Genomic DNA, 25,255 nt, shown 5'->3' on the forward strand with positions numbered 1-25,255 from the left:
GCGCGCGGGTGGGCATCAGAAGCTCGGCGCCGGCTCCGAGGGCTCGCCGGCCTGCTTGAGCTGCTGCTCTGCTTCGGCGAACAGGTCGCCGATGTAGGCGGCGCTCGCCACCAGCACGGCATCGGTGCTGGCGATTGGCGGCGGGACGTCCCAGAACAGCGAGGTCGGTGGTTTGTTCGACGGGCCGCAGCCGGCGAGGGTGGTGGCGAACGCGAGGGTGAACAAGGCTTTTGAAATCGGGTGCGTGGACATGAAGGGCTACCAGGTTGCGCGGCATGTCGGAACAGGACGATGCCGGGCGCCGATGGTCCGCCAACCACGCGGCGCCCACCAGACCACGGAAGGCCTATGACCCCGGAGTTATGGCCCTTGCGCTACGGCCGATCGATGTGAGAACCGGCATGGCAGGGGGCAGCGCTACACCGTCAGCTGCGTGGTCGACAGGACTTCCTTGAGCACCATGAAGCTGCGGATCTGCCGGACGCCGGGCAGGTAGAGCAGTTGCTCGGCATGCAGCCGGTTGAAGCTCTCGTGGTCGCGCGTGCGCAGCAGCATGAAGTAGTCGAACTCGCCGGTCACCACATGGCATTCGAGGCAGCCCGACACCTTGTGCACGGCCTTTTCGAATTCGGCGAAGGACTCGGGCGTGGAGCGGTCGAGCACCACACCGATCATCACCAGCATGCCGGCGTCGAGCGCACGGGGTTCGAGCAGCGCGACGATGCCGCGGATCATCCCCATGGTCTTGAGCCGTTCGACACGGCGCAGGCAGGCCGGCGCGCTCAGGTTGACCTTGGCAGCCAACGCAACGTTGGAGACCGAGGCGTCGCGCTGCAGCGCACGCAGGATGGCCCGGTCGGTGCGGTCCAGGGTGTCTTTCAGGGTCGCTGCGGTGGCGACGCTTGGCGGTCGGCGTTTTGTTGCGCTCATCGTTGAAATCAGGAAATTAAAGAACGAGAAGTGGATTCTGACGGCGAATCCGTTCGGCGAAGGCCGCGCATTTTGCAACCCTGTGGCGCAGTCTATTTCCTAAGATCAAGCCACACATTTGCTGTTGAACGCACTCAGGACCACATGCCATGAATCTGCAGAAATTCCCCCGCTACCCGCTGACCTTCGGCCCCACGCCCATCCAGCCGCTCAAGCGGCTCAGCGCGCATCTCGGCGGCAAGGTCGATCTCTATGCCAAGCGCGAGGACTGCAACAGCGGCCTGGCCTTTGGCGGCAACAAGACGCGCAAGCTCGAGTACCTCATCCCCGAGGCGCTCGAAGGCGGTTACGACACGCTGGTGTCCATCGGCGGCATCCAGTCGAACCAGACGCGCCAGGTGGCGGCGGTGGCGGCCCACCTCGGCCTCAAGTGCGTGCTGGTGCAGGAGAACTGGGTCAACTACTCCGATGCGGTGTACGACCGGGTCGGCAACATCGAGATGTCCCGCATCATGGGCGCCGACGTGCGCCTCGATGCCGCGGGCTTCGACATCGGCATTCGCAAGAGCTGGGAAGACGCGATGGACAGCGTGCGCCAGGCCGGCGGCAAGCCTTTCCCGATTCCTGCCGGGTGCTCCGAGCACCCGAAGGGCGGCCTGGGCTTCGTGGCCTTCGCTGAAGAAGTGCGCCAGCAGGAGGCCGAGCTCGGCTTCAAGTTCGACTACATCGTCGTCTGCGCCGTCACCGGCAGCACGCAGGCCGGCATGGTGGTCGGTTTCGCGGCCGATGGCCGTGCCGACCGCGTGATCGGCATCGACGCATCGGCCAAGCCGGAGAAGACCTATGACCAGGTGCTTCGCATCGCGAAGAACACGGCCGAGCTGGTCGAACTCGGGCGCGACATCACGGAGAAGGACGTGGTGCTCGACACCCGCTTCGGCGGCCCGGAGTACGGTCTGCCCAGCGAAGGAACGCTCGAGGCGATCCGCCTGAGCGCGCGCTTCGAAGCGATGCTGACCGACCCGGTGTACGAAGGCAAGTCGATGCACGGGATGATCGAGAAGGTGCGGCTGGGCGAGTTCCCGCCGGGCTCGAAGGTGCTGTATGCGCACCTGGGCGGCGTGCCGGCGTTGAGCGCGTACAGCTTCATCTTCCGCAACGGTTGAGCGGGGCCATGGAACTGCTGCAGCACGCCACCATAGCGTCGGGGCGGCGCATGCAGTGGCTCTGCGGGGCCGAGGTCGTCGACGAAGCGTTGGCGGTCGCGACCGTGCTGGCGCGGTCGCACGGCATTGGGGTCGATCTCTGGCGCATCGACGACTGGGCCGGTATGGCGCAGGAGGGCATCGCCTGCGAACGGCGCTGGCGGCAGGGCGAAGGTGCCGAGGTGGGCAGCCGCTTCGAACGCCTGCTGGCCCCGACGCGAGGGCCGATCCTCGCGGTCACGCGCGGGCCGCGCGACGGGCCCGAGATGCTCCGCGCCTTCGCCCCGGCGGGGCGCCGCTATCTCAGCCTCAGCGGGCCGGATGTCGATGCGCTGCTTGCGACCGCGCTGCGGCTCGATGGCGAGACCGACATCGAATGGGCGAAGCTGTCTGCCATCTGACGCTACCCGGCGAGCTGCGTCTTGAGGTAATCCAGAAAGGCCTGCGCCGTGCGTGACAAGGTGCGGCCCACGAGCGTCTGCACCTCGATGTTGCGCAGGTCCAGCCCACGGTCCTTCAGCGGCATCGCCACCAGTTCGCCGCGCTCGACGGCTTCGCGCACCGAGATCTCGCCGCAGATCGTGATGCCCAGGGGGGCGTGCCGCAGGAAGCCCAGCAGGCTGCTGATGTAGCTGCTGGTGAGCACCGGCTCGACAGGCAGCCGCTGCCGATGGCAGGCGATATCGAACAGCTGGCGCACCGTCGTGTCCGGCTCCGGCAAGGCGAGCGGGTAGGGCACCAATTGCCGCAGGCTGATCTGCTTGAAGCGCACCAGCGGATGGGTCGGCCGCATCACCGCCAGCACCGGCGAAGGCTGCAGGTGTTCGACCTTGATGTCCTTCTCCGCGCCGCGGCTCATGACGAAGCCGATGTCGGCATCGCCGAGCAGGATGCGCCGGGTGCAGTCGGCCGGTGGATGCACACCCAGGTGGAACTGGATGCCGGGGTGTTGCGCCACGAAGTCGTTGATCACGCGCGGCAGGAATTCCATCGAGAAGCCTTCCGTGGCCACCAGGCGCACGCGGCCCCGCTGCATGCCTTGCAAGGCTTGCACATCGCCGACGACCCGCTCCGCATCGTGCGCCGACCGGATGGCATGCACGGCGAGCAGTTCACCCGCCGCACTCGGCACCATGCCGCGCGCATGCCGGTCGAACAGGCTCACCTCGAGCAGCGCTTCCAGCTGCGCGATGTGTCGGCTGATGGCCGAGCTGGCGACATTGAGCCGCGACGAGGCCTCGCTGATCGATCCGCAACGAGCGACTTCGAGGAAGTAGCGCAGGGCGGTGTCCTGGAGCTGACGGGCGACGAGTTGGGAGGTGGGCATGGGGGAAGGAGGTGTGCCGGCGCGTGGCCTTTGGATCGGATGTCGGAGCCTTGCCTTTTTGGCATCGCTCACGTCGAGATTCTGTAAGGCCTGAAACGCTGTCGAGGCGCCATTCTTGCAATTGTTCGGGCGATCCGGTTCAACTTTTCGTCAACGTATTGCAAGGAGCTTGTCATGGGGCATCTATCCACCACGCTGGTGCGGCGCGCACTCCTGTCGATCGCACTGGCGGCCGGCGCGACCGCGCACGCCGGCAAGTCCAACGACACGCTCACCTACGCGTCCGACAACGAGGTCGAGAGCGTGAGCCCGTACCACAACAACTTGCGCGAGGGCGTGATCCTGGCCGCGATGGCCTGGGACACGCTGATCTACCGCGACACGAAGACCGGCGAGTTCAAGCCGCAGTTGGCCACCGCCTGGAAGTGGGATTCGCCCACCGCACTCAATGTCACCCTGCGCCAGGGCGTGAGCTTCCACAACGGCGACAAGTTCACGGCTGACGATGTGGCCTACACCTTCAACGAGGTCACCGGCCCCGACGCCAAGATCGCCACCCGGCAGAACACCGACTGGATCAAGAACGTCGAGAAGATCGGCGAGTACCAGGTGCGCATCAATCTCAAGACGCCTTTCCCCGCTGCGCTCGAATACCTGTCGGGCCCAACGCCGATCTACCCCGCGGCCTACTTCAAGAAGGTCGGGCTCGAGGGCTACAGCAAGGCGCCCATCGGCACCGGCCCCTATAAGATCACCGCCGTGATTCCCGGCCAGGGCGTGACCATGGTCAAGAACGCCGCCTATTTCAAGGACAGCCCGATCGGCCAGCCCAAGATCGGCAACGTGAAGTTCGTCGTCATCCGCGACCCCGAGGCGCGCATGGCGCAGCTGATGACTGGCGCGGTCGACTGGATCTGGCGCGTGCCCGCCGACCAGGCCGAGTCGCTGAAGGCCGCGCCCAACCTCTCCGTGCTCAGTGGCGAGACCATGCGCGTCGGCTTCATCAGCATGAACAACAACGGCACCACGCCCGAATCCACGCCCTTCAAGGACGTGCGGGTGCGCCAGGCGCTGAACATGGCGATCAACCGCAAGGGTTTGGCCGACAGCCTGGTGCGCGGCGGCAGCCAGCCGGTGTACGCGACCTGTTTCCGCACGCAGTACGGCTGCGAGACCGCCAAGGTGGTGAAGTACGCCTACGACCCGGCCAAGGCGAAGGCGCTGCTGGCCGAGGCCGGCTTCCCCAATGGCTTCGACACCGACCTCTGGGCCTACCGCGAGCGGGACTATGCGGAGGCCATGATCGGCGACCTGCGCAAGATCGGCATTCGCGCGCGACTGCATTTCGTGCAGTACCCGGCGCTGCGCAACGAGGTTCGAGCCGGCCGGGCACCGCTGACCTTCCAGGCCTGGGGCTCGTTCTCGATCAACGACGCCTCGGCCTTCGCCGGCAACTTCTTCAAGGGCGGCCCCGACGACACGGCCAAGGACCCGCAGACCATTGCGCTTTTGCAGACGGCAGACGCCACCGTCGACAAGACCGAGCGCAAAGCCAAGTACGCACAGGCGCTGCAGCGCATCTCGGAGCAGGCCATGTGGGCGCCGCTGTTCTCGTACTCGACCAACTACGCGTTCACGTCCGACCTGAAGTTCGACGCCCAGCCCGACGAGCTGCCGCGCTTCTTCGCGGCCAGTTGGAAGTAAGACGCGCCGAGCGAGGGCCCTTGCCATGCTGATCTACATCTTCCGCCGGCTGCTGGTGGCGCTTTCGGTCATGCTGACCGTGGCCGTCATCAGCTTCATGCTGCTGCACCTGTCAGGCGACCTGGCCACGGCCATCGCCGGGCCCGAGTCCACCGCGGCCGACGTGGAGAAGATCCGCGTCCAGTACGGGCTCGACCGGCCGATCGCGTCGCAGTTTTTCGACTGGCTGGGTGCGGCCGCACGGTTCGACTTCGGGCGTTCTTTCTACTTCCAGAACACAGTGGTCGAGCTGATCGGCGAGCGGTTGCCGATCACGCTCAAGCTCGGTGGCATCGCCTTGCTGCTGGCGGTGGTGGTGGCGATTCCACTGGGCGTGCTGGCCGCCATCTACCGCGACACCTGGATCGATCGGCTGTCGTTGGCGGTGGCGGTGATTGGCCAGGCCATGCCCACCTTCTGGTTCGCGCTGACGCTGGTCATCGTGTTCGCCGTCGGCCTCAAATGGCTGCCGGTGGCCGGCAACACCAGCTGGCAACACTTCGTGCTGCCGGCCGTGGCGCTGGGCTACTACGCCATGCCGGCCATGATGCGGCTCACGCGCGCCGGCATGCTCGACGTGCTCGGCTCCGACTACATCCGCACCGCGCGCGCCAAGGGCCTGAGCCCGGCACGCGTGGTCTTCAAGCATGCGCTGCGCAACGCGATCATCCCGGTGGTGGCGCTGGCCGCGGTCGAGCTGGGCTTCATGCTCGGCGGCTCGGTGGTCATCGAGTCGGTGTATTCGATGCAGGGCCTGGGGCAGCTGGCGTGGGACTCGATCTCGCGCAACGACTATCCGGTGGTGCAGGCGGTGGTGCTGATCATCGCGGTGTTCTACATCGGCTTGACCTTCGTGGCCGATGTGCTGAATGCCGCGCTCGACCCGCGCATGCGTACGCGATAAATGGAACACCCCCGAAGCACCTGCGGTGCCTCCCCCTCAAGGGGGCGATACCAGTGGCCCGGCAAAGCCGGTTCCACGGTATCCCTGGTATTCAGCCGCGCCAGATTTGGAAACTGAAATGACTGCTTCCACACTCATCTCTCCCACCATGCCGGTGCCTGCGCTGTCGGCCCTGCCGCCCACCCCCGCCTGGCGACGCCTGCTGCGCCGCGTGCTCGGCCAACACGGCCTGACCATCGGCGCGGTGATCCTCGGCCTGATCGTGCTGGCCGCGCTGTTCGCACCCTGGCTCGCGCCGCACGACCCGTACGCGCAGGACGTCACGCGTCGCCTCATCCCGCCGATCTGGCACGACAAGGGCAGCTGGGACCACCTGCTCGGCACCGACAAGCTGGGCCGCGACTATCTCAGCCGGCTGCTGTTCGGTGCCCGCGTGTCGCTCATCATCGGCCTCGTCACGGCCGTGATCGCCGGCGCCATCGGCACCACGCTCGGCGTGCTGGCCGGCTACTACGGAGGCCGGGTCGACGCGGTCATCAGCTACATCATCACCACGCGCCTGGCCATGCCGGTGGTACTGGTGGCGCTGGCCATGGCCTCGCTGGTCGGCGGCTCGCTGCAGGTGGTGATCCTGCTGCTCGGCCTGCTGCTGTGGGACCGCTTCGCCATCGTCACCCGTTCGGCCACGCAGCAACTGCGCGACGCCGAGTTCATCGCCGCGGCGAAGGCGCTGGGCGCGTCCACGCCTTACATCCTGCTGCGTGAGCTGCTGCCCAACCTGATGAGCGCGCTGACGGTGGTGGCCACGCTGGAGATGGCGCACGCCATCCTGCTCGAATCCACGCTGTCCTTTCTCGGCCTCGGCGTGCAGCCGCCCACGCCGTCGTGGGGACTGATGGTGGCCGAAGGCAAGGCCTACATGTTCTTTCAGCCCTGGGTGATATTGATCCCGGGCGTGGTGCTGGCGCTGCTGGTGCTGGCCATCAACCTCGTGGGCGACGGCATCCGCGACCTGACCGCGCCCGACGGCCGCAACTGAAAGGCATCGCCATGAACACTCCCTTGCTGGACGTGAAGAACCTGCGCGTCGACCTGCCGACCGAACGCGGCCTGCTGCATGCCGTGCGCGGCATCGACTTCCACGTGAACCGCGGCGAGATGCTGTGCCTGGTCGGCGAATCCGGCTGCGGCAAGTCGATGACCTCGCTCGCGCTGATGGGCCTGCTGCCGCGCAAGGCGGTGCGCACCGCCGACCACATCCGCTTCGACGGCGTGGACCTGCAGACCTTGCCCGAGAAGGGCATGACCGCGCTGCGCGGCGCGCGCATGGCCATGATCTTCCAGGAGCCGATGACGTCGCTGAACCCCTCGTACACGCTGGGCGACCAACTCTGCGAGGCGCTGCGCGCACACCGCAAGGTGACGGCCGCCGAGGCGCGCGACCGTGCCGTGCACCTGCTCGAGCGCGCCGGCGTGCCGCAGGCCGCCGACCGCATGCGCCAGTACCCGCACCAGCTCTCGGGCGGGCTGCGCCAGCGCGTGATGATCGCCATGGCGTTGATGTGCGGCCCCGACCTGATCATTGCCGACGAGCCCACGACCGCCCTCGACGTGACCATCCAGGCGCAGATCCTGCGGCTGATTCGTGAGCTGCAGAAGGAGTTCGGCACCGCCGTGGTCTTCATCACCCACGACCTCGGGGTGGTGGCGCGCATCGCCGACCGCGTGGCCGTGATGTACGCCGGCGAGGTGATCGAGACGGCGCCCGTCGGCGAGCTGTTCGCGCAGCCGACGCACCCGTACACGCGCGGCCTGCTCAACTGCATCCCGGTGCGCGGCAAGACGCTGCCGGGCAGCCACCTGCAGGCCATTCCCGGCGTGGTGCCGAGCCTGGTGGGCGAGGTGCGGGGGTGCGCCTTCGCCAACCGCTGTTCGATGGTGCAGCCGGCCTGTGCGGAGACGCCGCCGTACGTGGCCTTGAACGACCGGCATGCCGTGCGCTGCGTGCGCGCGCAGGCCGAAATGGCGGAGGCGGCATGAGCACAGTGACCGTCCCCGCTCAGACCTCGTCCGGCGACGACATCGCGCTGGAGCTGTGCGCACTGACGCGTGTCTACCAACTCAAGCGCGGCCTGTTTCGCGCGCCCGGCGAGATCAAGGCGGTCGACGGCGTGTCGCTGCGCATCCGCAAGGGCGAGACGCTGGGCCTGGTCGGCGAGTCGGGCTGCGGCAAGAGCACGCTCGCGAAGATGCTGCTTGGGCTGCTGGCACCGACCTCGGGCAACGTGCTGATCAACGGGCGTGAAATCGACCCGACCCGGCGCAAGGCACTGGCGCGCTCGGTGCAGCCGATCTTCCAGGACCCGTATTCGTCGCTGAACCCGCGCCGCACCGTGGCCGACATCGTCGGCGTGCCGCTGCGGCTGCACCAGGTCGGCACGCACGCCGAGCAGCGCCAGCGCGTGAAGGAAATGCTCGACCTGGTCGGCATGCCCGAGCGCACGCACAGCCAGTACCCCAACCAGCTGTCCGGCGGGCAACGCCAGCGCGTGGCCATCGCGCGGGCGCTGGTGCTGCGGCCCGACATCCTGATCTGCGACGAGCCCACCTCGGCGCTCGACGTGTCGGTGCAGGCGCAGATCCTGAACCTGCTGCTCGACCTGAAGGCCGAGTTCGGCCTGACCTATCTCTTCATCAGCCATGACCTCGGCGTGGTCGAGCACCTGGTCGACCGCGTGGCGGTGATGCACCGCGGCCAGATCGTCGAACTCGGCAGCCGCGAGCAGATCTTCGCGCGGCCCGAGCACGCCTACACGCGCATGCTGCTGGCGTCGGCGCTCACGCCCGAGCCGGGCCTGGGCATTCCCGACATCGAGCGCGAACTGCCGCTCGCCGTCGCATGATCTTCTGTTCCTTCAACCCTTCTTCCGAGACATCGCCATGAGCCGCCAACAAGCCATCGACCAGACGCTGGCCCGCTTCGACGACGGGCGCTTCCAGCAGACGCTGGCGCGCCGGGTCGCCTTCCGTACCGAAAGCCAGGACGCCGCCAGCGGGCCGATCCTGCGGGCCTACCTGACCGACGAAATCGCACCGCAGCTCGAGGCGCTGGGCTTCGCCTGCCGCTTGGTCGACAACCCCGTCGCCGGCAAGAGTCCCTTCCTGCTGGCCGAGCGCATCGAGCCCGGCGCGGCCTTCACGCTGCTCACCTACGGCCATGGCGACGTGGTGCGCGGCTACGACGCGCAGTGGCGCGCCGGACTGAAGCCGTGGGAGATCGTGGTCGAAGGCAACCGCTGGTATGGCCGCGGTACCGCCGACAACAAGGGCCAGCACACCATCAACCTCACGGCGCTGGAGCAGGTGCTGGCGGTGCGTGAGGGCAAGCTCGGCTACAACGTGAAGATCATTCTGGAGATGGGCGAGGAGGACGGCTCGCCGGGCCTCAACGAGGTCTGCGCGTTGCACAGCGAACTGCTCGCGGCCGACCTGTTCATCGCGTCCGATGGCCCGCGCGTCTCGGCCTCGCGCGCCACGATGTTCCTCGGCTCGCGCGGCGTCTTCAACTTCGACCTGCACCTGAAGCTGCGTGACGGCGGCCACCATTCGGGCAACTGGGGCGGCCTGCTGCGCAACCCCGGCATCCGCCTGGCGCATGCGATTGCGAGCCTGGTCGATGCCAAAGGGCGCATCCTCGTGCCCGGCCTGCTGCCCAAGGAGTTGCCGGAGAGCGTGCGGACCGCTTTGAAAGACATCGCGGTCGGTGGTGACGTGGACGACCCCGAAATCGATCCGGACTGGGGCGAGCCCGGCCTGTCGGCGGCCGAGCGGGTGCTCGGCTGGAACAGCTTCGAGGTGCTGGCCTTCACCACCGGCAACCCGGCCATGCCGGTACATGCGATCCCATCGGAAGCCCGCGCGCATTGCCACATGCGCTACGTCGTGGGCAGCGACCACGCCCACTTTCTCGAACACATCCGCGCGCACCTGGACGCGCACGGCTTCGACGACGTCGAACTGCGCAAGACCGACGTGCGCATGGCCGCGACCCGGCTCGACCCCGACGACGCCTGGGTGCGCTGGGGGCTCGCCTCGATCGAACGCAGCACCGGCCAACGGCCCGCGCTGCTGCCTAACCTGGGCGGCTCGTTGCCCAACGAGGTGTTCTCCGAAACGCTGGGCCTGCCGACGCTGTGGGTGCCGCATTCCTACCCGGCATGCTCGCAGCACGCGCCCAACGAACACATCCTGGCCGACGTGACGCGCGAGTCGCTGCACATCATGGCGGGCCTGTTCTGGGACCTGGCCGAAGAAGGGCCTGCCGTCTTCAAGGATCGTCGATGAGCGTGCCGGATCTCGAAGCGGCCACTGCCTGGCTGGCCGACCAGCGCGGCGCGATGCAGACGGCGCTGGCCGACCTGGTCGACATCGACTCCAACAGCCATGACAAGGCCGGCACCGACCGCGTGGCCGAGGCCATGCGTGGCTGGCTGCACGCCGACGACATCGAGGCGACGCACCATGCCGACCCGGCCGACGGCGACGTGCTGCTCGCGCGCCTGCCGGGCATCGACGCGTCACAGGCACCGGTGGTGCTGATGGGCCACCGCGACACGGTGTTTCCGACGGGCACGGTGCGGCAACGACCGTGGCGTGTCGACGGCGATCGCGGCTATGGTCCCGGCGTCTCCGACATGAAGTCGGGCCTGGTGCTGCAGTGCTTCGTGCTGATGGCGCTGCGCCGCATGGCGCCGTTGCCGTTCCCGGTGCTGGGGCTGTTCACCGCCGACGAGGAAATCGGCTCGCAGCGCGGCCGCATTGCCATCGAGGCGCATGCACGCGGCGCGCGGGCCGCGTTCAACGCCGAGCCGGGGCGGGTCAGCGGCAACCTCGTGACTGCGCGCAAGGGCGGCGCCAATTTCGTCATCGACGTCACCGGCCGCGCCGCGCATGCCGGCATGAATCATGCCGACGGCGCGAGCGCCATCGAGACCCTGGCGCGCAAGATCCAGGCGCTGCATGCGCTGACCGACTACGACGCGGGCATCACCGCCAACGTGGGGCTCGTCAGCGGCGGCATGTCGAGCAACACCGTGGCGCCGTCGGCGCAGGGCAAGCTCGACGTGCGCTTCTGCACGTTGGCCCAGCGCGAGACGCTGTTCGCGCGCATCCGGGAGATCGTGGCGGAGCCGGGCGTTCCGGGCACGGAGGCCACGGTCACGCAGACATCGGAGTTCCTGCCGCTCGAACCGAAGTGGAGCCAGGACCTGCTGGCGCATTACCAGGCGAGCGCCGTGCAGATCGGCTTTACGGTCGAGGGCGAATTCACCGGCGGCTGCTCCGATGCGGGCTTCACCGCCTCGCTCGGCATCCCGACGCTGTGCGGCGTCGGCCCGGTCGGCGCCAAGGCGCACACCGATCATGAGTACTGCTGCCTGGATACGCTGGTGCCGCGTGCAAAGGCGCTGTTGCGCACGATTGCGGCGTTGGTCTAGACGCCCGTCCCCGACAGGCCGTCAGGGCCAGGCGGAGAAGCCCGACCGTAATGCAAGACCCCGAGTTTCGACAGCCGGTCGGGGTACGCCCAGAAAGCTTCGTCGAGCGCTCCGAGCGCGTCCTGCTCGGCAGGAGTCAGATGCTTGTAAAGATCCATCAACGCCTGAATCTGCGTTGATCCATCGAGACGGTCCAGCACGGCGCGCATTCGCTGCACGAGGGAATGCATCTGCAGCGCGCCGATGTCGGCCAGTGCGGCGATGGCTGTGCGGCAGGTGGTTTCGCCCCAATTGCAGAAGAACTGAAGAAAGCCGCCATTATTGACGTCGGCCTCGAGGCGCCACAGTGCCGAAAGCTGCTGCTCGCGCAACGGCAAGGCGTCGAGTCGCCAATCGGCAGCTTTCAATGCTGCTATGCCTTCGTCTTGAAGATGCTCCCAGCACAGGGTGAAGACGTTCACCATGCCCTCGTTGGAGGACGGCCACAGCGCAGGCCAATCGAGCCCGTGGCCATCGTCGACCAACACCCACTGCAGTCGCTGTGCAGGTGTGGCTTTTTCAAGGCGGACGTGCCGCTTCAACGGCTCGCGCAGCACGCGCCCATCGCGCTGTGTGAGCGTCAGCGCGCCAGCATCGATGTCGATCGTGCGGATGGCATGGGCTGACTCGCTCATGGCCGACGGCAGCGCTTCTCAGGCCACTTCGGCGATCAGCTCGATCTCGACACAGCACCCCATCGGGATCTGCGCCACGCCGAAGGCACTGCGTGCGTGTGCGCCTTTTTCGGCGCCGAACACTTCGGCCAGCAGTTCGCTCGCGCCGTTGGTCACCAGGTGTTGTTCGGTGAAGGAGAGGGTGGAGTTGACCAGGCTCATCACCTTGACGATGCGGGTGATCTTGTTCAGGTCGCCGGTGGCCGCATGCAGCGTGCCGAGCAGGTCGACGGCGACCGCGCGAGCGGCCAGCTTGCCTTCTTCGGTCGTGATGTTCTCGCCCAGCTTGCCGACCCAGGGCTTGCCGTCCTTCTTCGCCACGTGGCCCGACAGGAAGATCAGATTGCCGGTCTTGGCGAAGGGCACATAGGCCGCGGCGGGCACCGAGACGGGCGGCAGTTCGATGCCGAGTTGGGTGAGTTTGTCGTAAACGCTCATGGAAATCGCTCCGGATGAAAAGTGTCCGAGGTTAACGGACACGCGGTGACCCGGTGCGCGATCAGGATTGCGACTGCGACTGCGACTGCGAGCTGCCGGCCGTCGCGGCCCGCAGCTCCTCGAGTGGCCGCACGGTGACGCCGACGTCGAGCGTGTGGCGCGCACCGCCATGCAACACGCCGCGCATCGGTGACACGTCGGCGTAGTCGCGCCCGATGGCGAGGGTCACATAGTCCTCGCCAGGTTGGCGGCCGTTGGTCGGGTCGAAGTCGGCCCAGTCGCCGGGTCCCTCGGCGCCCGGCAGGTAGACCGACACCCAGGCGTGCGATGCGTCGGCACCGACCAGCCGCGGCTGGCCGGGCGGTGGCTGGGTCAGCAGGTAGCCGCTGACGTAGCGCGCCGGCAGGCCCATGGTGCGGAAGCAGGCGATGAGGATGTGCGCGAAGTCCTGGCACACGCCCTGGCGCTGGGCCAGGGCCTCGACGGCCGGGGTGCTGATCTCGGTGCTGCCCGCGTCGTACTCGAAGTCGCGGTACATGCGCTGCATCAGGTCGGTGGCGACGTCGAAGGTCGGTCGGCCGGGCGCGAAGCTGGGGCGTGCATAGGTGGCGAAGTCGTCGTGGCGCGGCACGTAGCGCGACGGAAAGACGAAGTCGGACGCCGCATCGAAGCGCGAGCCCTTGCGGAAGCGGAAGCGCTCGCGCACCTCTTCCCAGGGCAACTCGCGCGCGATGCTGGCGGCCAGCGTAGGTGTGGAGGTCTCGACCACGCTCTCGGCCGTGACCACCAATTCCTCGTGCGTCGATTCGAGCGCGAAGAAGGCGCGCGTGTTGCCGTAGAGGTCGGCGGACTCGTTGCGTTGCGCCGGCGTCGGGGTGATCGACAGTGCATGGCTCACCAGGCGCTGCGACGCCGTCTCGCGCGGCTTCAGGTGCGCCAGGTGCTGCGCCGTCTCGACCGGCGGCGCGTAGTCGTAGCGGGTTTCGTGCGTGACGTGGAGCAGCATGGTCAGACCCCGACGGAGCGAACCGATTCGGACGTGAGCGTGAAGTAGCGCGTGCCGACGGCGTCGGACACGTGGTAGGCCGCTGTCTCGCAGTATTCGAAGAGCTGGACCAGCGCCGGGTACTTGCCCTCGGCATCGGCCTCGCAGAGGTGCTCCAGTGTCCACATCGCCGGGTCGGGCAGCTCGTGGGAGAGCGCGGTGAGCTTGCCCGGGGCACTGCCGGCGAGCCGGGCGATGCGGCCCCGCAAGGTCTGCGTGACCCAGGCCAGCGAACGCGGGTTGTCGCCGTCGAGCACCAGCAGGTCGACCAGCGTGGCGACGTCGCGGCGCTGCTGGTAGCGGGCGTGGAAGGTGATGGTGCTGTCGAACAGCGCGACCATCGCCTCGAAGCCGTTGACCTCGTGCACCGCACCGCCCTCGAAGCCGGCGGCCAGCGCACTCGAGAGGAAGGCCAGGCGTTCGATGTGGCGGCCGATGGACAGCAGGCGCCAGGCGTCGTCGCGCGTCATGCGGTCGGTCTGTGCGCCTGTCATGGCCGACAGGGCGGCACTGGCCGCTTCCAGCGAATGCAGCGCGGCACCCGCGGCGAAGCTGCCTTCGCGCTCTTCGCCCTGCTGCTCGGCGGTGCGGCGCAGGAATTCTTCCTCGGCGCGCACGATCTGGTTCCAGTGGTCCTGCGACAGTCGCTCGCGCACGGCGGCGGCCGCCTGCCGCACGCAGCGCAGGTCGTAGCCGACGCTGCCGCCGGTCTCGACGTTGCCCAGGTCGGCGATCAGTGCACGCTCGAAGACGCGGCGCGACTTGGTGCCGATCGGCACCTCCGGCGCGATCAGCGCATTGCGCGTGGCCAGGCCATGCAGCCATTCGAGCAGGGGGCGCGACGAGGGCTCTTCGCCGCCCAGCCGGTCGAGCGTGAGCCGCGCCAGTCGCACCGCGTTCTCGGCCCGTTCGGTGTAGCGGCCGAGCCAGAACATATTCTCGGCGGCGCGGCTGGTGACCGGGGCCCGGTGCCGTGCCAGCGAGGCCGGTGTGGCGTGCGGTTGGAGCAGCGTGGTGCGGTCAACTTCGCCGCGCGTCTGCACCCAGACATCGGCGCTGCTGCCGCCGCGCTGCATCGACGCGATCTGCGCGTCGGCGCCCGCCAGGCGCGCCAGCCCGCCGGGCAGCACGCGCCAGGACTGCGCGCCGTCGCTCACGGCGAACACGCGCAGCATCACCGCGCGCGGCGCGATGTGGCCGCGGCCGAAGTTCGGCGCCCAGGTCGGCATTTGCGACAGCGGAAGATAGCTCTGCACCGTGTGCTCGTCGCCCTGGCGCACGATGCGGCCAGCCCATTCGTCCAGCTCGCGCCGGCTCATGCGGCTGCCCAGCACGGCGTTGAAACTGGTGTGCGAGTCGTAGCCGGGGTAGGTCGCCTTGATGGCGCAGTCGCCCAGTTGCGGCAGCGCCGACTCCAGCGCCGCACGTTCGCCGCACCACCAGGTCGGCAGCGCCGGGAGCTGCAGCTTTTCGCCGATGAGGCGGCGCGCCAGCGCCGGCAGAAAGCCCAGCAGCGCCGGCGATTCCAGGAAGGCCGAGCCCGGCATGTTGGCGACCAGCAGGTTGCCGGCGCGAATCGCCTGCAGCAGGCCGGGCACGCCCAGCGTGGAATCGGGACGCAGCTCCAGCGGGTCGAGGAACTGGTCGTCCAGGCGCTTGATGAGTCCGTGCACCGGCCGCAGGCCCTGCAGCGTCTTGAGGTAGACGCGCTGGTCGCGCACCGTGAGGTCGCTGCCCTCGACCAGCGTGATGCCGAGGTAGCGCGCCAGGTAGGCGTGCTCGAAGTAGGTCTCGTTGTAGGGGCCGGGCGTGAGCAGTGCGATGTGCGGCGGCGAACCGGCCGGGCACATGCGCTGCAGGCCTTCCATCATGGCGCTGTAGGTGGCGGCCAGCCGCTGCACCTGCAGTTCCTCGAAGGCCTGCGGGAATTGGCGCGAGATCGCCAGGCGGTTTTCCAGCAGGTAGCCCAGGCCAGAGGGCGCCTGGGTGCGCTGCGACACGACCCACCAGTTGCCGTCGGGGCCGCGCGCCAGGTCGAAGGCGGCGATGTGCAGCCAGGTGTCGCCAGGCGGCTTCACGCCGTGCATCGGCCGCAGGTAGCCGGGGTGGCCGCGCACCAGCGCCGCGGGCAACAGGCCTTCGGCCAGCAACTGCTGCGGGCCGTAGACGTCGGCCATCACCCGGTCGAGCACCCGCACGCGCTGCTGCACGCCGGCCTCGATTTGCGTCCAGCTGTCGGGCGAGATGATCAGGGGGAACAGGTCGAGCGACCAGGGCCGCTGCGGCCCGTCGGCATCGGCATAGACGTTGTAGGTGACGCCGTTGTCGCGGATCTGGCGCTCCAGGCTGACGGCGCGCCGCGGCAGGTCGGCGAAACCGCCACTGCCCAGGTGTTCGAAGAAGCGCGCCCAGGGCGACGCCAGCTCGGCTGCGGGCGCCGCAGGCGCGGGTGCCGGCGCGTCCGGTGCCGCTGGCGGCGGAAGGGCGGCGTCATGCAGCGGCAGCGGCGTGCCGGGCATCGCGGGCTGCTGGCGGGGGGGCGCCGCGGGCGTGGCCGCACCGCGCAGTTCGTCGAAATGGCCGGGCGCGGCCGCTGGCGCCAGCGCTGAAGCCAGCGCGGCGGGGGATTCGAGCGATTGCGCGCCGAAAAGGGATTCGTTCAACGGTTCCACGGTGTGCCGATTGTCACACCGCGGTCATGGCGCGAGGCCTGCCGCAGCGTGACAAATGTCGGCGAGCCGCATCCTCATCGACGCAGGTCGAGCGTGAACGGGAATTCGCGGCTGCCGGCCAGCTCGATCGTGGCGGGCGGCACCTTCATCAGGCCCGGCGTGTGGCCCATGCGGGTGAAGCGCGCCATACGGCGGCTTTCGGCCTCGTAGGCGTTGACCGGGAAGGTGTCGTAGTTGCGGCCGCCCGGATGGGCGACGAAGTACTGGCAGCCGCCCAGCGAGCGCTTCATCCAGGTGTCGACGATGTCGAAGGTCAGCGGCGCATGGGCGTCGATGCTCGGGTGCAGGGCCGACGGCGGGTTCCAGGCCTTGTAGCGCACGCCGGCAACGAATTCGCCGACCGTGCCGGTGGGCTGCAGCGGCAGCACCTTGCCATTGACCGTGATGACGTGGCGGCTCTCGTTGAGCCCGGTCACGCGCACCTCGATGCGTTCGAGCGACGAGTCGACATAGCGCACCGTGCCGCCCGACGAGCCTTCCTCGCCCATCACGTGCCACGGCTCGAGCGCGTTGCGCAGCGACAGCTCGACGCCCATCGCCTGCACCTGGCCGACCAGCGGGAAGCGGAACTCGAGGTGGGGCGCGAACCAGTTCGGGTCGAAGGGGAAGCCGGCCTGGCGCATCTCGCTGATGACGTCATCGAAGTCCATCTTGACGAAGGTCGGCAGCAGGAAGCGGTCGTGCAGTTCGGTGCCCCAGCGGGTGGCCGGCGCCTGGTAGGGCTCGTCCCAGAAGCGCGCGATGAAGGCGCGCAGCAGCAGCTGCTGCGCGATGCTCATGCGCGCGTGCGGCGGCATCTCGAAGGCGCGCAGTTCCAGGAGGCCGAGGCGGCCGGTGGAGGAATCGGGCGAGTACAGCTTGTCGATGCAGAACTCGCTGCGATGCGTGTTGCCGGTGACGTCGACCAGGATGTTGCGCAGCGTGCGGTCGACCAGCCAGGCGGGCATGTTCTGGCCGTAGATCTCGCGGTTCTTGGCGATTTCCTTGAGCGCGATCTCCAGTTCGTAAACCTGGTCGTTGCGGGCCTCGTCCACGCGCGGCGCCTGGCTCGTCGGGCCGATGAACATGCCCGAGAACAGGTAGCTGAGCGACGGGTGGTTGTGCCAGTACAGCAGCAGGCTGGCCAGCAGTTCCGGCCGACGCAGGAAGGGGCTGTCGGCGGGCGTGGCGCCGCCCATCACGAAGTGGTTGCCGCCGCCGGTGCCGGTGTGGCGGCCGTCGGTCATGAACTTCTCGGCCGAGAGGCGGGTCTCGAAGGCGGCGTCGTACAGGAACTCGGTATGCGCGACCAGTTCCTTCCAGTTGTTGGCCGGGTGGATGTTGACCTCGATCACGCCCGGGTCGGGCGTGACGGCCAGCATCTTCAGGCGCGGGTCGCGCGGCGGCGGGTAGCCTTCCATCACGATCTGCAGGCCGAGCTGCTGAGCCGTGGCCTCGATGGCGGCGACCAGGTCGAGGTAGTCCTCCAGGCGGCGCAACGGCGGCATGAAGACGTAGAGCACGCCCGACGAATTGCCGACCTTCTCTGCCGCCGGCCCGTTGGCGCGGCGCGGGTCGCGCACTTCGACGCACAGCGCGGTGCGGGTGATCCAGTGGGCCGACTCGCCGCGGCGCGGCTGGCGTGGCGTGGCGGGATCGGTGCCGCCCGTAGAAGCCGCGCCCGGGCCTGTCGCAGTGGTGGTTGCGGTTGCCGTACCCGGGCCCTGCATGCGCAGGGCGGCCGGCGTCTGCGGCGGCGAACCGAAGGCATAGGGCACGGCGCCCAGGTCGTCCTTCGGGCCAGTTGGCAGGCCGGCATAGCGTGCGCGGTAGTCGACGTAGTTCGGCAGGTCGCCCAGCGGTGCCGTCGGGTCGCGGTCGACCAGGTAGGGGTAGTCGCCCTTGCTGGCCCACGGCTGCGAATCGAGCGGCAGGCGGTAGCCCATGGGCGAGTCGCCGGGGATCAGGTACATGCGGTCGTCGCGCAGGAACCAGGGGCCGGTCTTCCAGCCGGGGCCTTCGAGCGCGGGCGCGTCGGCATCGGCGTTGCCGGGCTCGATCGGCAGCATGTAGCCGATGACCGCGTCGAGCTTCTGCGTGAAGACGCGGCGCAGGCGCACGCGTTCCATCTCGTCGTCGAGCTTCGAATCGAAGGGGTCGACGTTGACCGGCAGGCGGCGTTCGCGCCAGAGGTAGTAGTAGGTGTCTTCGTAGCCGGACTGGATGTAGCGCTCGGTCAGGCCGAGGCGGTGCGCCAGCACGGTGGTGAAGCGGCGCGCGTCTTCGCTGGTGTAGTGCGTTGGCACGCGCTCGTCGGCGAAGAGCTCCGGGTTGTGCCAGATGGTCTGGCCGTCGGCGCGCCAGAAGATCGACAGCGCCCAGCGCGGCAGTTGCTCGCCCGGGTACCACTTGCCCTGGCCGAAGTGCAGGAAGCCGCCGTTGCCGTATTCGGCGCGCAGCTTCTGCACCAGCTCGGTGGCATAGCCGCGCTTGGTCGGGCCCAACGCGTCGGTGTTCCATTCGGCGGCGTCGCGGTCGCTGGTGGCCACGTAGGTCGGCTCGCCGCCCATCGTCAGGCGCACGTCGCCAGCGGCCAGGCGCTTGTCGACGGCGTCGCCCAGGGCCAGCACCTCGGCCCACTGCTCGTCGGTGTAGGGCTTGGTGACGCGCGGCGATTCATGGATGCGGGTGACGACCATCTCGTGGCCGAACTCGACTTCGGCGTCGTCGACCACGCCTTCGATCGGCGCGGCGCTCGACGGCGTGGGCGTGCAGGCCAGTGGGATGTGGCCTTCGCCGGCGAGCAGGCCCGAGGTGGCGTCGAGGCCGACCCAGCCGGCGCCGGGCAGGTAGACCTCGCACCAGGCGTGCAGGTCGGTGAAGTCGACCGTCGTGCCGCTCGGGCCGTCGAGCGCCTTCACGTCGGGCGTCAGCTGGATCAGGTAGCCCGAGACGAAGCGCGCGGCCAGGCCCATGTGGCGCAGCAGTTGCACCAGCAGCCAGCCCGAGTCGCGGCAGGAGCCGCTGCCGTTGGTGAGCGTTTCTTCCGGCGTCTGCACGCCGGGCTCCATGCGGATCAGGTAGTTGACGTCCGACTGCACCTGTTGGTTGATGCCGACCAGGAAGTCGATGGTGCGCTGTTCCTTGCGGTCGATCTTGTCGAGGTAGGCCTGCACCAGCGGCGTGACCTCGTCGGCCACCAGGTAGGGTGCCAATTCCTCCGCTTGCGAAGCCGTGTACTTGAAGGGGAAGTTCTCAGCCTGCGGCTCGAGGAAGAAGTCGAAGGGGTTGTAGACCGCCATCTCGACCACGAGGTCGACCGTGACCCTGAATTCGCGCGTCTTCTCGGGGAAGACCAGCCGGGCCTGGTAGTTGGCGAACGGGTCCTGCTGCCAGTTGACGAAATGCTGCTCGGGCTCGATGCGCAGCGAATAGGAGATGACGTTGCTGCGGCAATGGGGCGCCGGGCGCAGGCGAACCACCTGCGGACCAAGCTGCACCGGACGGTCGTACTTGTAGTGGGTGACGTGGTGGAGTGCGGCGTGAATGGACATCGGTTTTTCTCGGAGCGGCGACGGGTCTCGGGTGAGACGCATACTAGCCCACCGGCAAAGCAATTAACGCGCCACGGAAAGCGTGTACAGGGAGGGCCGGCCGCATGGATCAGGGAGCGATTTCGTGAGGGCGCAGCACGACCTGCGCGGCTGGGCGCCCTTCGCGGCCCTGGCCGGTGCGATCGTGGGCGCCGCCCTGCAACTGCAGCAGGCGGCCTTGTGGCCGGCTTGGCGCTATGGGGTGTTGGCGGGTGCGGCAAGCCTGGTGCTGTGCGCCATGTGGCGCACCCGCCATCACGGTCGAGGCGCTCTGGCCGCGTTGCTGGTGCTCGCGGCGCTTGCCAGTGCCGGCCTCACGGGATGGCGCGCGGTGCGCTATGCCGGCGACGCGCTGGCCCCGTCGATCGAGGGCCGCGACCTTCAAGTGACCGGCGTCATCGCCCAGATGCCGCAGCACGACGACAGCGGCACGCGCTTCCGGCTCGATGTCGAGTCGGCGCGGTGGGCTGGCGGGCCGACGAACGAACCACCTCCGCCCCACGTGCCGCGCCGCATCGCGCTGGGCTGGTACGCCGAGGGCACCGGGCTCTGGGGCCGAGGCGCCGAAGAAAAGGCGGTCGCGCCGCAGCCGCTTCGGCGCCCCGGCGCGCTGCACGCCGGCGAGCGTTGGCGACTGACCGTGCGCCTCAAAGCCCCGCACGGCAACCTCAATCCGCATGGCTTCGACCAGGAACTGCAGCTGTGGGAGCAGGGCGTGCAGGCGACCGGCTATGTCCGCACCGGCAGCCGCGATGCGCTGCCCGAGCGCCTCGCCATCACCTGGCAACACCCGGTCGAGCGCGCCCGTGAGGTCGTGCGCGACGCCGCGCTCGAGCGCGTGGCCGACCGGCGGCTGGCGGGCGTGATCGCTGCGCTGGTGACCGGCGACCAGGGCGCCATCGACCGCGCCGACTGGGACGTCTACCGCGCCACCGGCGTGGCCCACCTGATGTCGATCTCGGGGCTGCACATCACCATGTTCGCCTGGCTGGCGGCCCTGCTCGTCGGCGTGCTGTGGCGGCGCAGCACACGCCTGATGCTGTGCTGGCCGGCGCAACAGGCCGCACTGGCCGGTGGCGTCGCGCTGGCCGCGCTGTACGCGCTCTTCAGCGGCTGGGGCGTGCCTTCGCAGCGCACGGTGTGGATGCTGGCGACGGTCGCGTTGCTGCGCATCGCCGGACGGCGTTGGCCGTGGCCCTGCGTGTGGCTTCTGGCCTGCGCGGTGGTGGTGACGGTCGACCCGTGGGCCTTGATGCAGGCCGGCTTCTGGCTGAGCTTCGTTGCGGTGGCGGCGCTCTTCGCGACCGATGCGATGGCCGAGGCCGGGCAGGCCCTGACATGGCGCCGCCGCCTGGGCCGGCTGGCACGCGAGCAGGCGGTGGTGACGCTGGCGCTCACGCCGCTGACGCTGCTGCTGTTCCAGCAGGTGTCGATGATCGGCTTGCTCGCGAATGCGCTGGCCATCCCTTGGGTGACGCTGGTCGTCACGCCGCTGGCCATGCTCGGCGCCTTGGTGCCGTGGGCGTGGGACGCGGCGGCGTGGGCGGTGCAGGGCCTGTCGTGGTGGCTGCAGTGGCTGGCGGTGCTGCCCTTCGCGACGGTGTCGGTGGCGGCACCGCCGCTGTGGGCTGCGGCCGGCGGGGTAATGGGGGGCGTGCTGCTGGCGATGCGCTTGCCATGGTCGATGCGCCTTCTGGGCCTGCCCCTGTTGTTGCCGGTTCTGCTGTGGCAGCCGCCGCGGCCGCCGATGGGGGAATTCGAGGTGCTGGCCGCCGACATCGGCCAGGGCAATGCGGTGCTCGTGCGCACCGCCGGCCACAGCCTGCTGTACGACACCGGCCCGCGCTACAGCCTGGAAAGCGATGCCGGCCACCGCGTGCTGGTGCCGCTGCTGCGCGCGCTGGGCGAGCGGCTCGACACGGTCGTGCTGAGCCACCGCGACAGCGACCACACCGGCGGTGCGCCCGCCGTGCTGGCGATGCAGCCGCAGGCCGCGCTGCTCAGCTCCATCGAGGCCAGCCATCCGCTACAGGCGTTGCGGCCGGCGCAGCGCTGCATCGCCGGCCAGCGCTGGACCTGGGACGGCGTCGACTTCGAGGTGCTGCATCCCGTTGCCGTCGACTACGACATCCCCTCGGCCAAGCCCAACACCGTCTCCTGCGTGCTGCGCATCGGCAACGGGCACGCCACCGTGCTACTGGCCGGCGACATCGAGCGCGCCCAGGAAGCGGCGCTCACCGCCCGCAGTGCCGAAGGCGCCCTGCGTGCCGACCTGCTGCTGGTGCCGCACCATGGCAGCAAGACCTCGTCGACCCCGCCGCTGCTCGAGGCGGTGCAGCCGCATCTGGCGCTGGTGCAGGCCGGCTACCGCAACCGCTTCGGACACCCGGCGCCCCCGGTGCGCGATGCCTATGCGGCCCGCGGCGTGACGGTCATCGACAGCCCGCATTGCGGCGCCGCGCAGTGGTCGAGCCGCGCGCCGCAGGCGGTGCGCTGTGAGCGCGTGACCCGGGCGCGCTACTGGCACCACCGCGTTCCCTGAGCGCCCGGTGAGCAGCCGCGTCGCGCTTGTGCAAAGATCGGCCAGGGCTTGGCCTTGAACTTGCTAAGCTATATCGAAGGAGATCGGTCGTTCCATGCACAAATTCGATGAGATGTACGAGCAGTTGCCCTACGCGGGCGCTGCGATCCGGGGGCATTACAAGCGTTACGACCAGTGGCTGTCGAAGCAGCCGGGCGAATTGATGAAGTCTCGGCGGGAAGAAGCCGAGATGATCTTCCGCCGCGTCGGCATCACTTTCGCGGTGTACGGCGCCAAGGACGAAGACGGTTCCGGCACCGAGCGCCTGATTCCCTTCGACCTGCTGCCGCGCATCATTCCCGCCCATGAGTGGGAGATGATGGAGAAGGGCCTGGTCCAGCGGGTGAATGCGCTCAACCGCTTCATCTACGACGTCTACCACGACCAGGAAATCGTCAAGGCCGGCATCATCCCGATCGAGCAGATCCGCGACAACGCGCAGTTTCGCCCCGAGATGATGGGCGTGACGGTGCCGAACAACGTCTACTCGAACATCTCGGGCATCGACATCGTCCGCGCGCCCGACGCCGACGGTAATGGCGAGTACTACGTGCTCGAAGACAACCTGCGGGTGCCCAGCGGCGTGAGCTACATGCTGGAGAACCGCAAGATGATGATGCGGCTCTTTCCGGACCTGTTCGCGCAGAACCGCATCGCGCCGGTCGCCCACTATCCCGACCTGCTGCTCGAGACCCTGCGTGCCAGTGCGCCGCCGGCCACCGCCGAGCCGACCGTCGTCGTGCTCACGCCCGGCATGTACAACAGCGCCTACTTCGAGCACGCCTTCCTGGCGCAGCAGATGGGCGTCGAGCTGGTCGAGGGACAGGACCTGTTCGTCAAGGACGACTTCGTCTACATGCGCACCACGCGCGGACCGAAGCGGGTCGACGTCATCTACCGCCGCGTCGATGACGACTACCTCGACCCCGAGGTGTTCCGCCCGACCTCGACGCTGGGTTGCGCCGGCCTGATGCGCGCCTACCGCGCCGGCAACGTCGCGATCAGCAATGCGGTCGGCACCGGCGTGGCCGATGACAAGTCGATCTACCCCTACGTGCCGAAGATGATCGAGTTCTACCTCGGCGAGAAACCGATCCTGAAGAATGTGCCGACCTACATGTGCCGCAACAAGGACGAGCTGCAGTACACGCTCGACAACATGAAGGACCTGGTCGTGAAGGAAGTGCACGGCGCGGGCGGCTACGGCATGCTGATCGGCCCGGCCGCCACCGTGGCCGAGATCGAGGAATTCAAGCAGGCCGTGATCGCCAAGCCCGACGGCTACATCGCACAGCCCACGTTGAGCCTGTCGACTTCGCCGACCTTCGTCGACGCCGGCATCGCGCCGCGCCACATCGACCTGCGCCCCTTCGTGCTGTCTGCCAAGGAAGTGCAGATGGTGCCGGGCGGCCTCACGCGCGTCGCGCTCAAGGAGGGTTCGCTGGTCGTCAACTCGTCGCAGGGCGGTGGTACCAAGGACACCTGGATCCTCGAAGCCGACCGGCGCCCGAAGGCGGCCGCACCGGCTGCAGCGCAGTCGCAAACCCAAACACAAACCCAGTCGGCCTGAAGCGAGGAGAACGACCCATGCTGTCACGCACCGCCGACCACCTCTACTGGATGTCGCGCTACACCGAGCGCGCGGAAAACACCGCGCGCATGCTCGACGTCAACTACCAGACCTCGCTGCTGCCGCAGTCGGCCGAAGTGGCCAAGTACGGCTGGCAGGGCCTGCTGTCGATCAGCGAACTGCTGCCGGCCTACAACGAGAAGCACGACCAGATCGTTCCCGACGAGGTGATGGAGTTCATGGTCAAGGACGAGTCGAACCCGTCGTCGATCATCTCCTGCCTGAAGGCCGCACGCGAGAACGCCCGTGCGGTGCGCGGCGCGCTCACCACCGAGGCGTGGGAGACACAGAACACCACCTGGCTCGACGTCAACCGCATGCTGCGCGCCGGTGCCTTCGAACGCGACCCGGCGCAATTCTTCGAGTGGGTGAAGTTCCGCTCGCACCTGTCGCGCGGTGTCACGCTGGGCACCATGCTGCAGGACGAGGCCTTCTACTTCTCGCGCCTGGGCACCTTCCTCGAACGCGCCGACAACACGGCCCGCCTGGTCGACGTGAAGTTCCATGCGCTCAACAGCGAGTTCTTCGGTGCCGCCACCGAGGAGGACCAGGAATACGACTTCTATCACTGGAGCGCGATCCTGCGCAGCGTCTCGGCCTTCGAGGTCTACCGCAAGGTCTACCGCGATGTGATCAAGCCCGAGCGCGTGGCCGAACTGCTCATCCTGCGCCCCGACATGCCGCGTTCGCTGCACGCCAGTCTGGCCGAGGTGGTGGCGAACCTCGCCAAGGTGCAGAACGACCAGAGCGCCGAAACGCAACGCCGCGCCGGCAAGCTGCTGGCCGACCTCCAGTACGCGCGCGTCGACGAGATCCTCGCGACCGGGCTGCATGCGTACCTGACGCAGTTTCTGGACCGCGTGAACGAGCTGGGGTGGCGGATCAGCCAGGACTTCCTGGTGCCGACGCACTGAGCACGGGAGGCCCCCCTCGAGGGCCC

General features: G+C 68.4%; 20 protein-coding genes. 12 read left to right on the top strand and 8 right to left on the bottom strand.

Annotated features, from left to right (window positions below; genetic code table 11):
- Nucleotides 1-15: 15 nt before the first annotated feature.
- Both ACSFBE_RS18985 and ACSFBE_RS18990 read right to left on the bottom strand, forming a co-directional pair.
- On the bottom strand, nucleotides 16-252 hold the full coding sequence (locus ACSFBE_RS18985) for a hypothetical protein (protein ID WP_435491958.1): 237 nt from the start codon (nucleotides 250-252) through the stop codon (nucleotides 16-18).
- Nucleotides 253-417: 165 nt separating this feature from the next.
- Entirely contained in the window at nucleotides 418-930 is a 513-nt protein-coding gene (locus ACSFBE_RS18990) for an Lrp/AsnC family transcriptional regulator (protein ID WP_435491959.1), read from the bottom strand.
- Nucleotides 931-1,079: 149 nt separating this feature from the next.
- Here ACSFBE_RS18990 and ACSFBE_RS18995 point away from each other — a divergent pair, with 149 nt between their 5' ends.
- The gene (locus ACSFBE_RS18995; protein WP_435456903.1) at nucleotides 1,080-2,096 is read left to right on the top strand and encodes a 1-aminocyclopropane-1-carboxylate deaminase; all 1,017 of its coding nucleotides are present in this window, start codon (nucleotides 1,080-1,082) and stop codon (nucleotides 2,094-2,096) included.
- 8 nt (nucleotides 2,097-2,104) lie between these two features.
- Nucleotides 2,105-2,536, top strand: coding sequence for a hypothetical protein (locus ACSFBE_RS19000; protein WP_435491960.1), 432 nt, complete (start codon nucleotides 2,105-2,107; stop codon nucleotides 2,534-2,536).
- A 2-nt stretch (nucleotides 2,537-2,538) separates the two neighbouring features.
- On the opposite strand, the gene ACSFBE_RS19005 is transcribed toward ACSFBE_RS19000, so the two are convergent.
- The gene (locus tag ACSFBE_RS19005; protein WP_435491961.1) at nucleotides 2,539-3,462 is read right to left on the bottom strand and encodes a LysR family transcriptional regulator; all 924 of its coding nucleotides are present in this window, start codon (nucleotides 3,460-3,462) and stop codon (nucleotides 2,539-2,541) included.
- 174 nt (nucleotides 3,463-3,636) lie between these two features.
- Here ACSFBE_RS19005 and ACSFBE_RS19010 point away from each other — a divergent pair, with 174 nt between their 5' ends.
- From ACSFBE_RS19010 to ACSFBE_RS19040, 7 genes are all read left to right on the top strand, one after another.
- Nucleotides 3,637-5,166, top strand: coding sequence for an ABC transporter substrate-binding protein (locus tag ACSFBE_RS19010; protein WP_435491962.1), 1,530 nt, complete (start codon nucleotides 3,637-3,639; stop codon nucleotides 5,164-5,166).
- A 25-nt stretch (nucleotides 5,167-5,191) separates the two neighbouring features.
- Nucleotides 5,192-6,109 (top strand): ABC transporter permease, encoded by a 918-nt coding sequence (locus tag ACSFBE_RS19015; RefSeq protein ID WP_435491963.1) that lies wholly within the window; start codon nucleotides 5,192-5,194, stop codon nucleotides 6,107-6,109.
- A gap of 118 nt (nucleotides 6,110-6,227) precedes the next feature.
- Nucleotides 6,228-7,148, top strand: coding sequence for an ABC transporter permease (locus tag ACSFBE_RS19020; RefSeq protein ID WP_435491964.1), 921 nt, complete (start codon nucleotides 6,228-6,230; stop codon nucleotides 7,146-7,148).
- An 11-nt stretch (nucleotides 7,149-7,159) separates the two neighbouring features.
- The gene (locus tag ACSFBE_RS19025) at nucleotides 7,160-8,149 is read left to right on the top strand and encodes an ABC transporter ATP-binding protein (protein ID WP_435491965.1); all 990 of its coding nucleotides are present in this window, start codon (nucleotides 7,160-7,162) and stop codon (nucleotides 8,147-8,149) included.
- Nucleotides 8,146-9,012: an ATP-binding cassette domain-containing protein gene (locus ACSFBE_RS19030; RefSeq protein WP_435491966.1), complete on the top strand. Its 867-nt coding sequence runs from the start codon at nucleotides 8,146-8,148 to the stop codon at nucleotides 9,010-9,012. The genes ACSFBE_RS19025 and ACSFBE_RS19030 overlap by 4 nt, the downstream gene beginning before the upstream one ends.
- Nucleotides 9,013-9,049: 37 nt before the next feature.
- Nucleotides 9,050-10,453, top strand: coding sequence for a M20 family metallopeptidase (locus tag ACSFBE_RS19035; protein WP_435491967.1), 1,404 nt, complete (start codon nucleotides 9,050-9,052; stop codon nucleotides 10,451-10,453).
- Nucleotides 10,450-11,604, top strand: coding sequence for a M20 family metallopeptidase (locus ACSFBE_RS19040; RefSeq protein ID WP_435491968.1), 1,155 nt, complete (start codon nucleotides 10,450-10,452; stop codon nucleotides 11,602-11,604). Before ACSFBE_RS19035 ends, ACSFBE_RS19040 begins: the two co-directional genes overlap by 4 nt.
- Here the strand turns inward: ACSFBE_RS19040 and ACSFBE_RS19045 are convergent.
- The 5 genes from ACSFBE_RS19045 to ACSFBE_RS19065 all read right to left on the bottom strand — a co-directional run bounded on the left by ACSFBE_RS19045 (nucleotide 11,601) and on the right by ACSFBE_RS19065 (nucleotide 20,065).
- Nucleotides 11,601-12,278, bottom strand: coding sequence for a DMP19 family protein (locus ACSFBE_RS19045; RefSeq protein WP_435491969.1), 678 nt, complete (start codon nucleotides 12,276-12,278; stop codon nucleotides 11,601-11,603). The two genes, ACSFBE_RS19040 and ACSFBE_RS19045, sit on opposite strands and share 4 nt — an antisense overlap.
- A gap of 18 nt (nucleotides 12,279-12,296) precedes the next feature.
- Nucleotides 12,297-12,755: a RidA family protein gene (locus ACSFBE_RS19050; RefSeq protein WP_435491970.1), complete on the bottom strand. Its 459-nt coding sequence runs from the start codon at nucleotides 12,753-12,755 to the stop codon at nucleotides 12,297-12,299.
- Nucleotides 12,756-12,816: 61 nt separating this feature from the next.
- Nucleotides 12,817-13,761 carry a transglutaminase family protein gene (locus tag ACSFBE_RS19055; protein ID WP_435491971.1) on the bottom strand — a complete coding sequence of 315 codons (945 nt, stop codon included), beginning with the start codon at nucleotides 13,759-13,761 and terminating at the stop codon, nucleotides 12,817-12,819.
- A 2-nt stretch (nucleotides 13,762-13,763) separates the two neighbouring features.
- Nucleotides 13,764-16,472 carry a circularly permuted type 2 ATP-grasp protein gene (locus tag ACSFBE_RS19060; RefSeq protein WP_435491972.1) on the bottom strand — a complete coding sequence of 903 codons (2,709 nt, stop codon included), beginning with the start codon at nucleotides 16,470-16,472 and terminating at the stop codon, nucleotides 13,764-13,766.
- A gap of 74 nt (nucleotides 16,473-16,546) precedes the next feature.
- Entirely contained in the window at nucleotides 16,547-20,065 is a 3,519-nt protein-coding gene (locus ACSFBE_RS19065; RefSeq protein WP_435491973.1) for a transglutaminase family protein, read from the bottom strand.
- A gap of 124 nt (nucleotides 20,066-20,189) precedes the next feature.
- Here ACSFBE_RS19065 and ACSFBE_RS19070 point away from each other — a divergent pair, with 124 nt between their 5' ends.
- The 3 genes from ACSFBE_RS19070 to ACSFBE_RS19080 all read left to right on the top strand — a co-directional run bounded on the left by ACSFBE_RS19070 (nucleotide 20,190) and on the right by ACSFBE_RS19080 (nucleotide 25,229).
- Nucleotides 20,190-22,646, top strand: coding sequence for a DNA internalization-related competence protein ComEC/Rec2 (locus tag ACSFBE_RS19070; RefSeq protein ID WP_435491974.1), 2,457 nt, complete (start codon nucleotides 20,190-20,192; stop codon nucleotides 22,644-22,646).
- Between the two features lie 94 nt (nucleotides 22,647-22,740).
- A complete protein-coding gene (locus ACSFBE_RS19075; RefSeq protein ID WP_435491975.1) occupies nucleotides 22,741-24,255 on the top strand; it encodes a circularly permuted type 2 ATP-grasp protein in 1,515 nt (504 codons plus the stop codon).
- A 17-nt stretch (nucleotides 24,256-24,272) separates the two neighbouring features.
- Nucleotides 24,273-25,229: an alpha-E domain-containing protein gene (locus ACSFBE_RS19080; protein WP_435491976.1), complete on the top strand. Its 957-nt coding sequence runs from the start codon at nucleotides 24,273-24,275 to the stop codon at nucleotides 25,227-25,229.
- Nucleotides 25,230-25,255: the final 26 nt, after the last annotated feature.

Source organism: Variovorax sucrosi, assembly GCF_051216635.1.
Taxonomy (GTDB): domain Bacteria; phylum Pseudomonadota; class Gammaproteobacteria; order Burkholderiales; family Burkholderiaceae_C; genus Variovorax.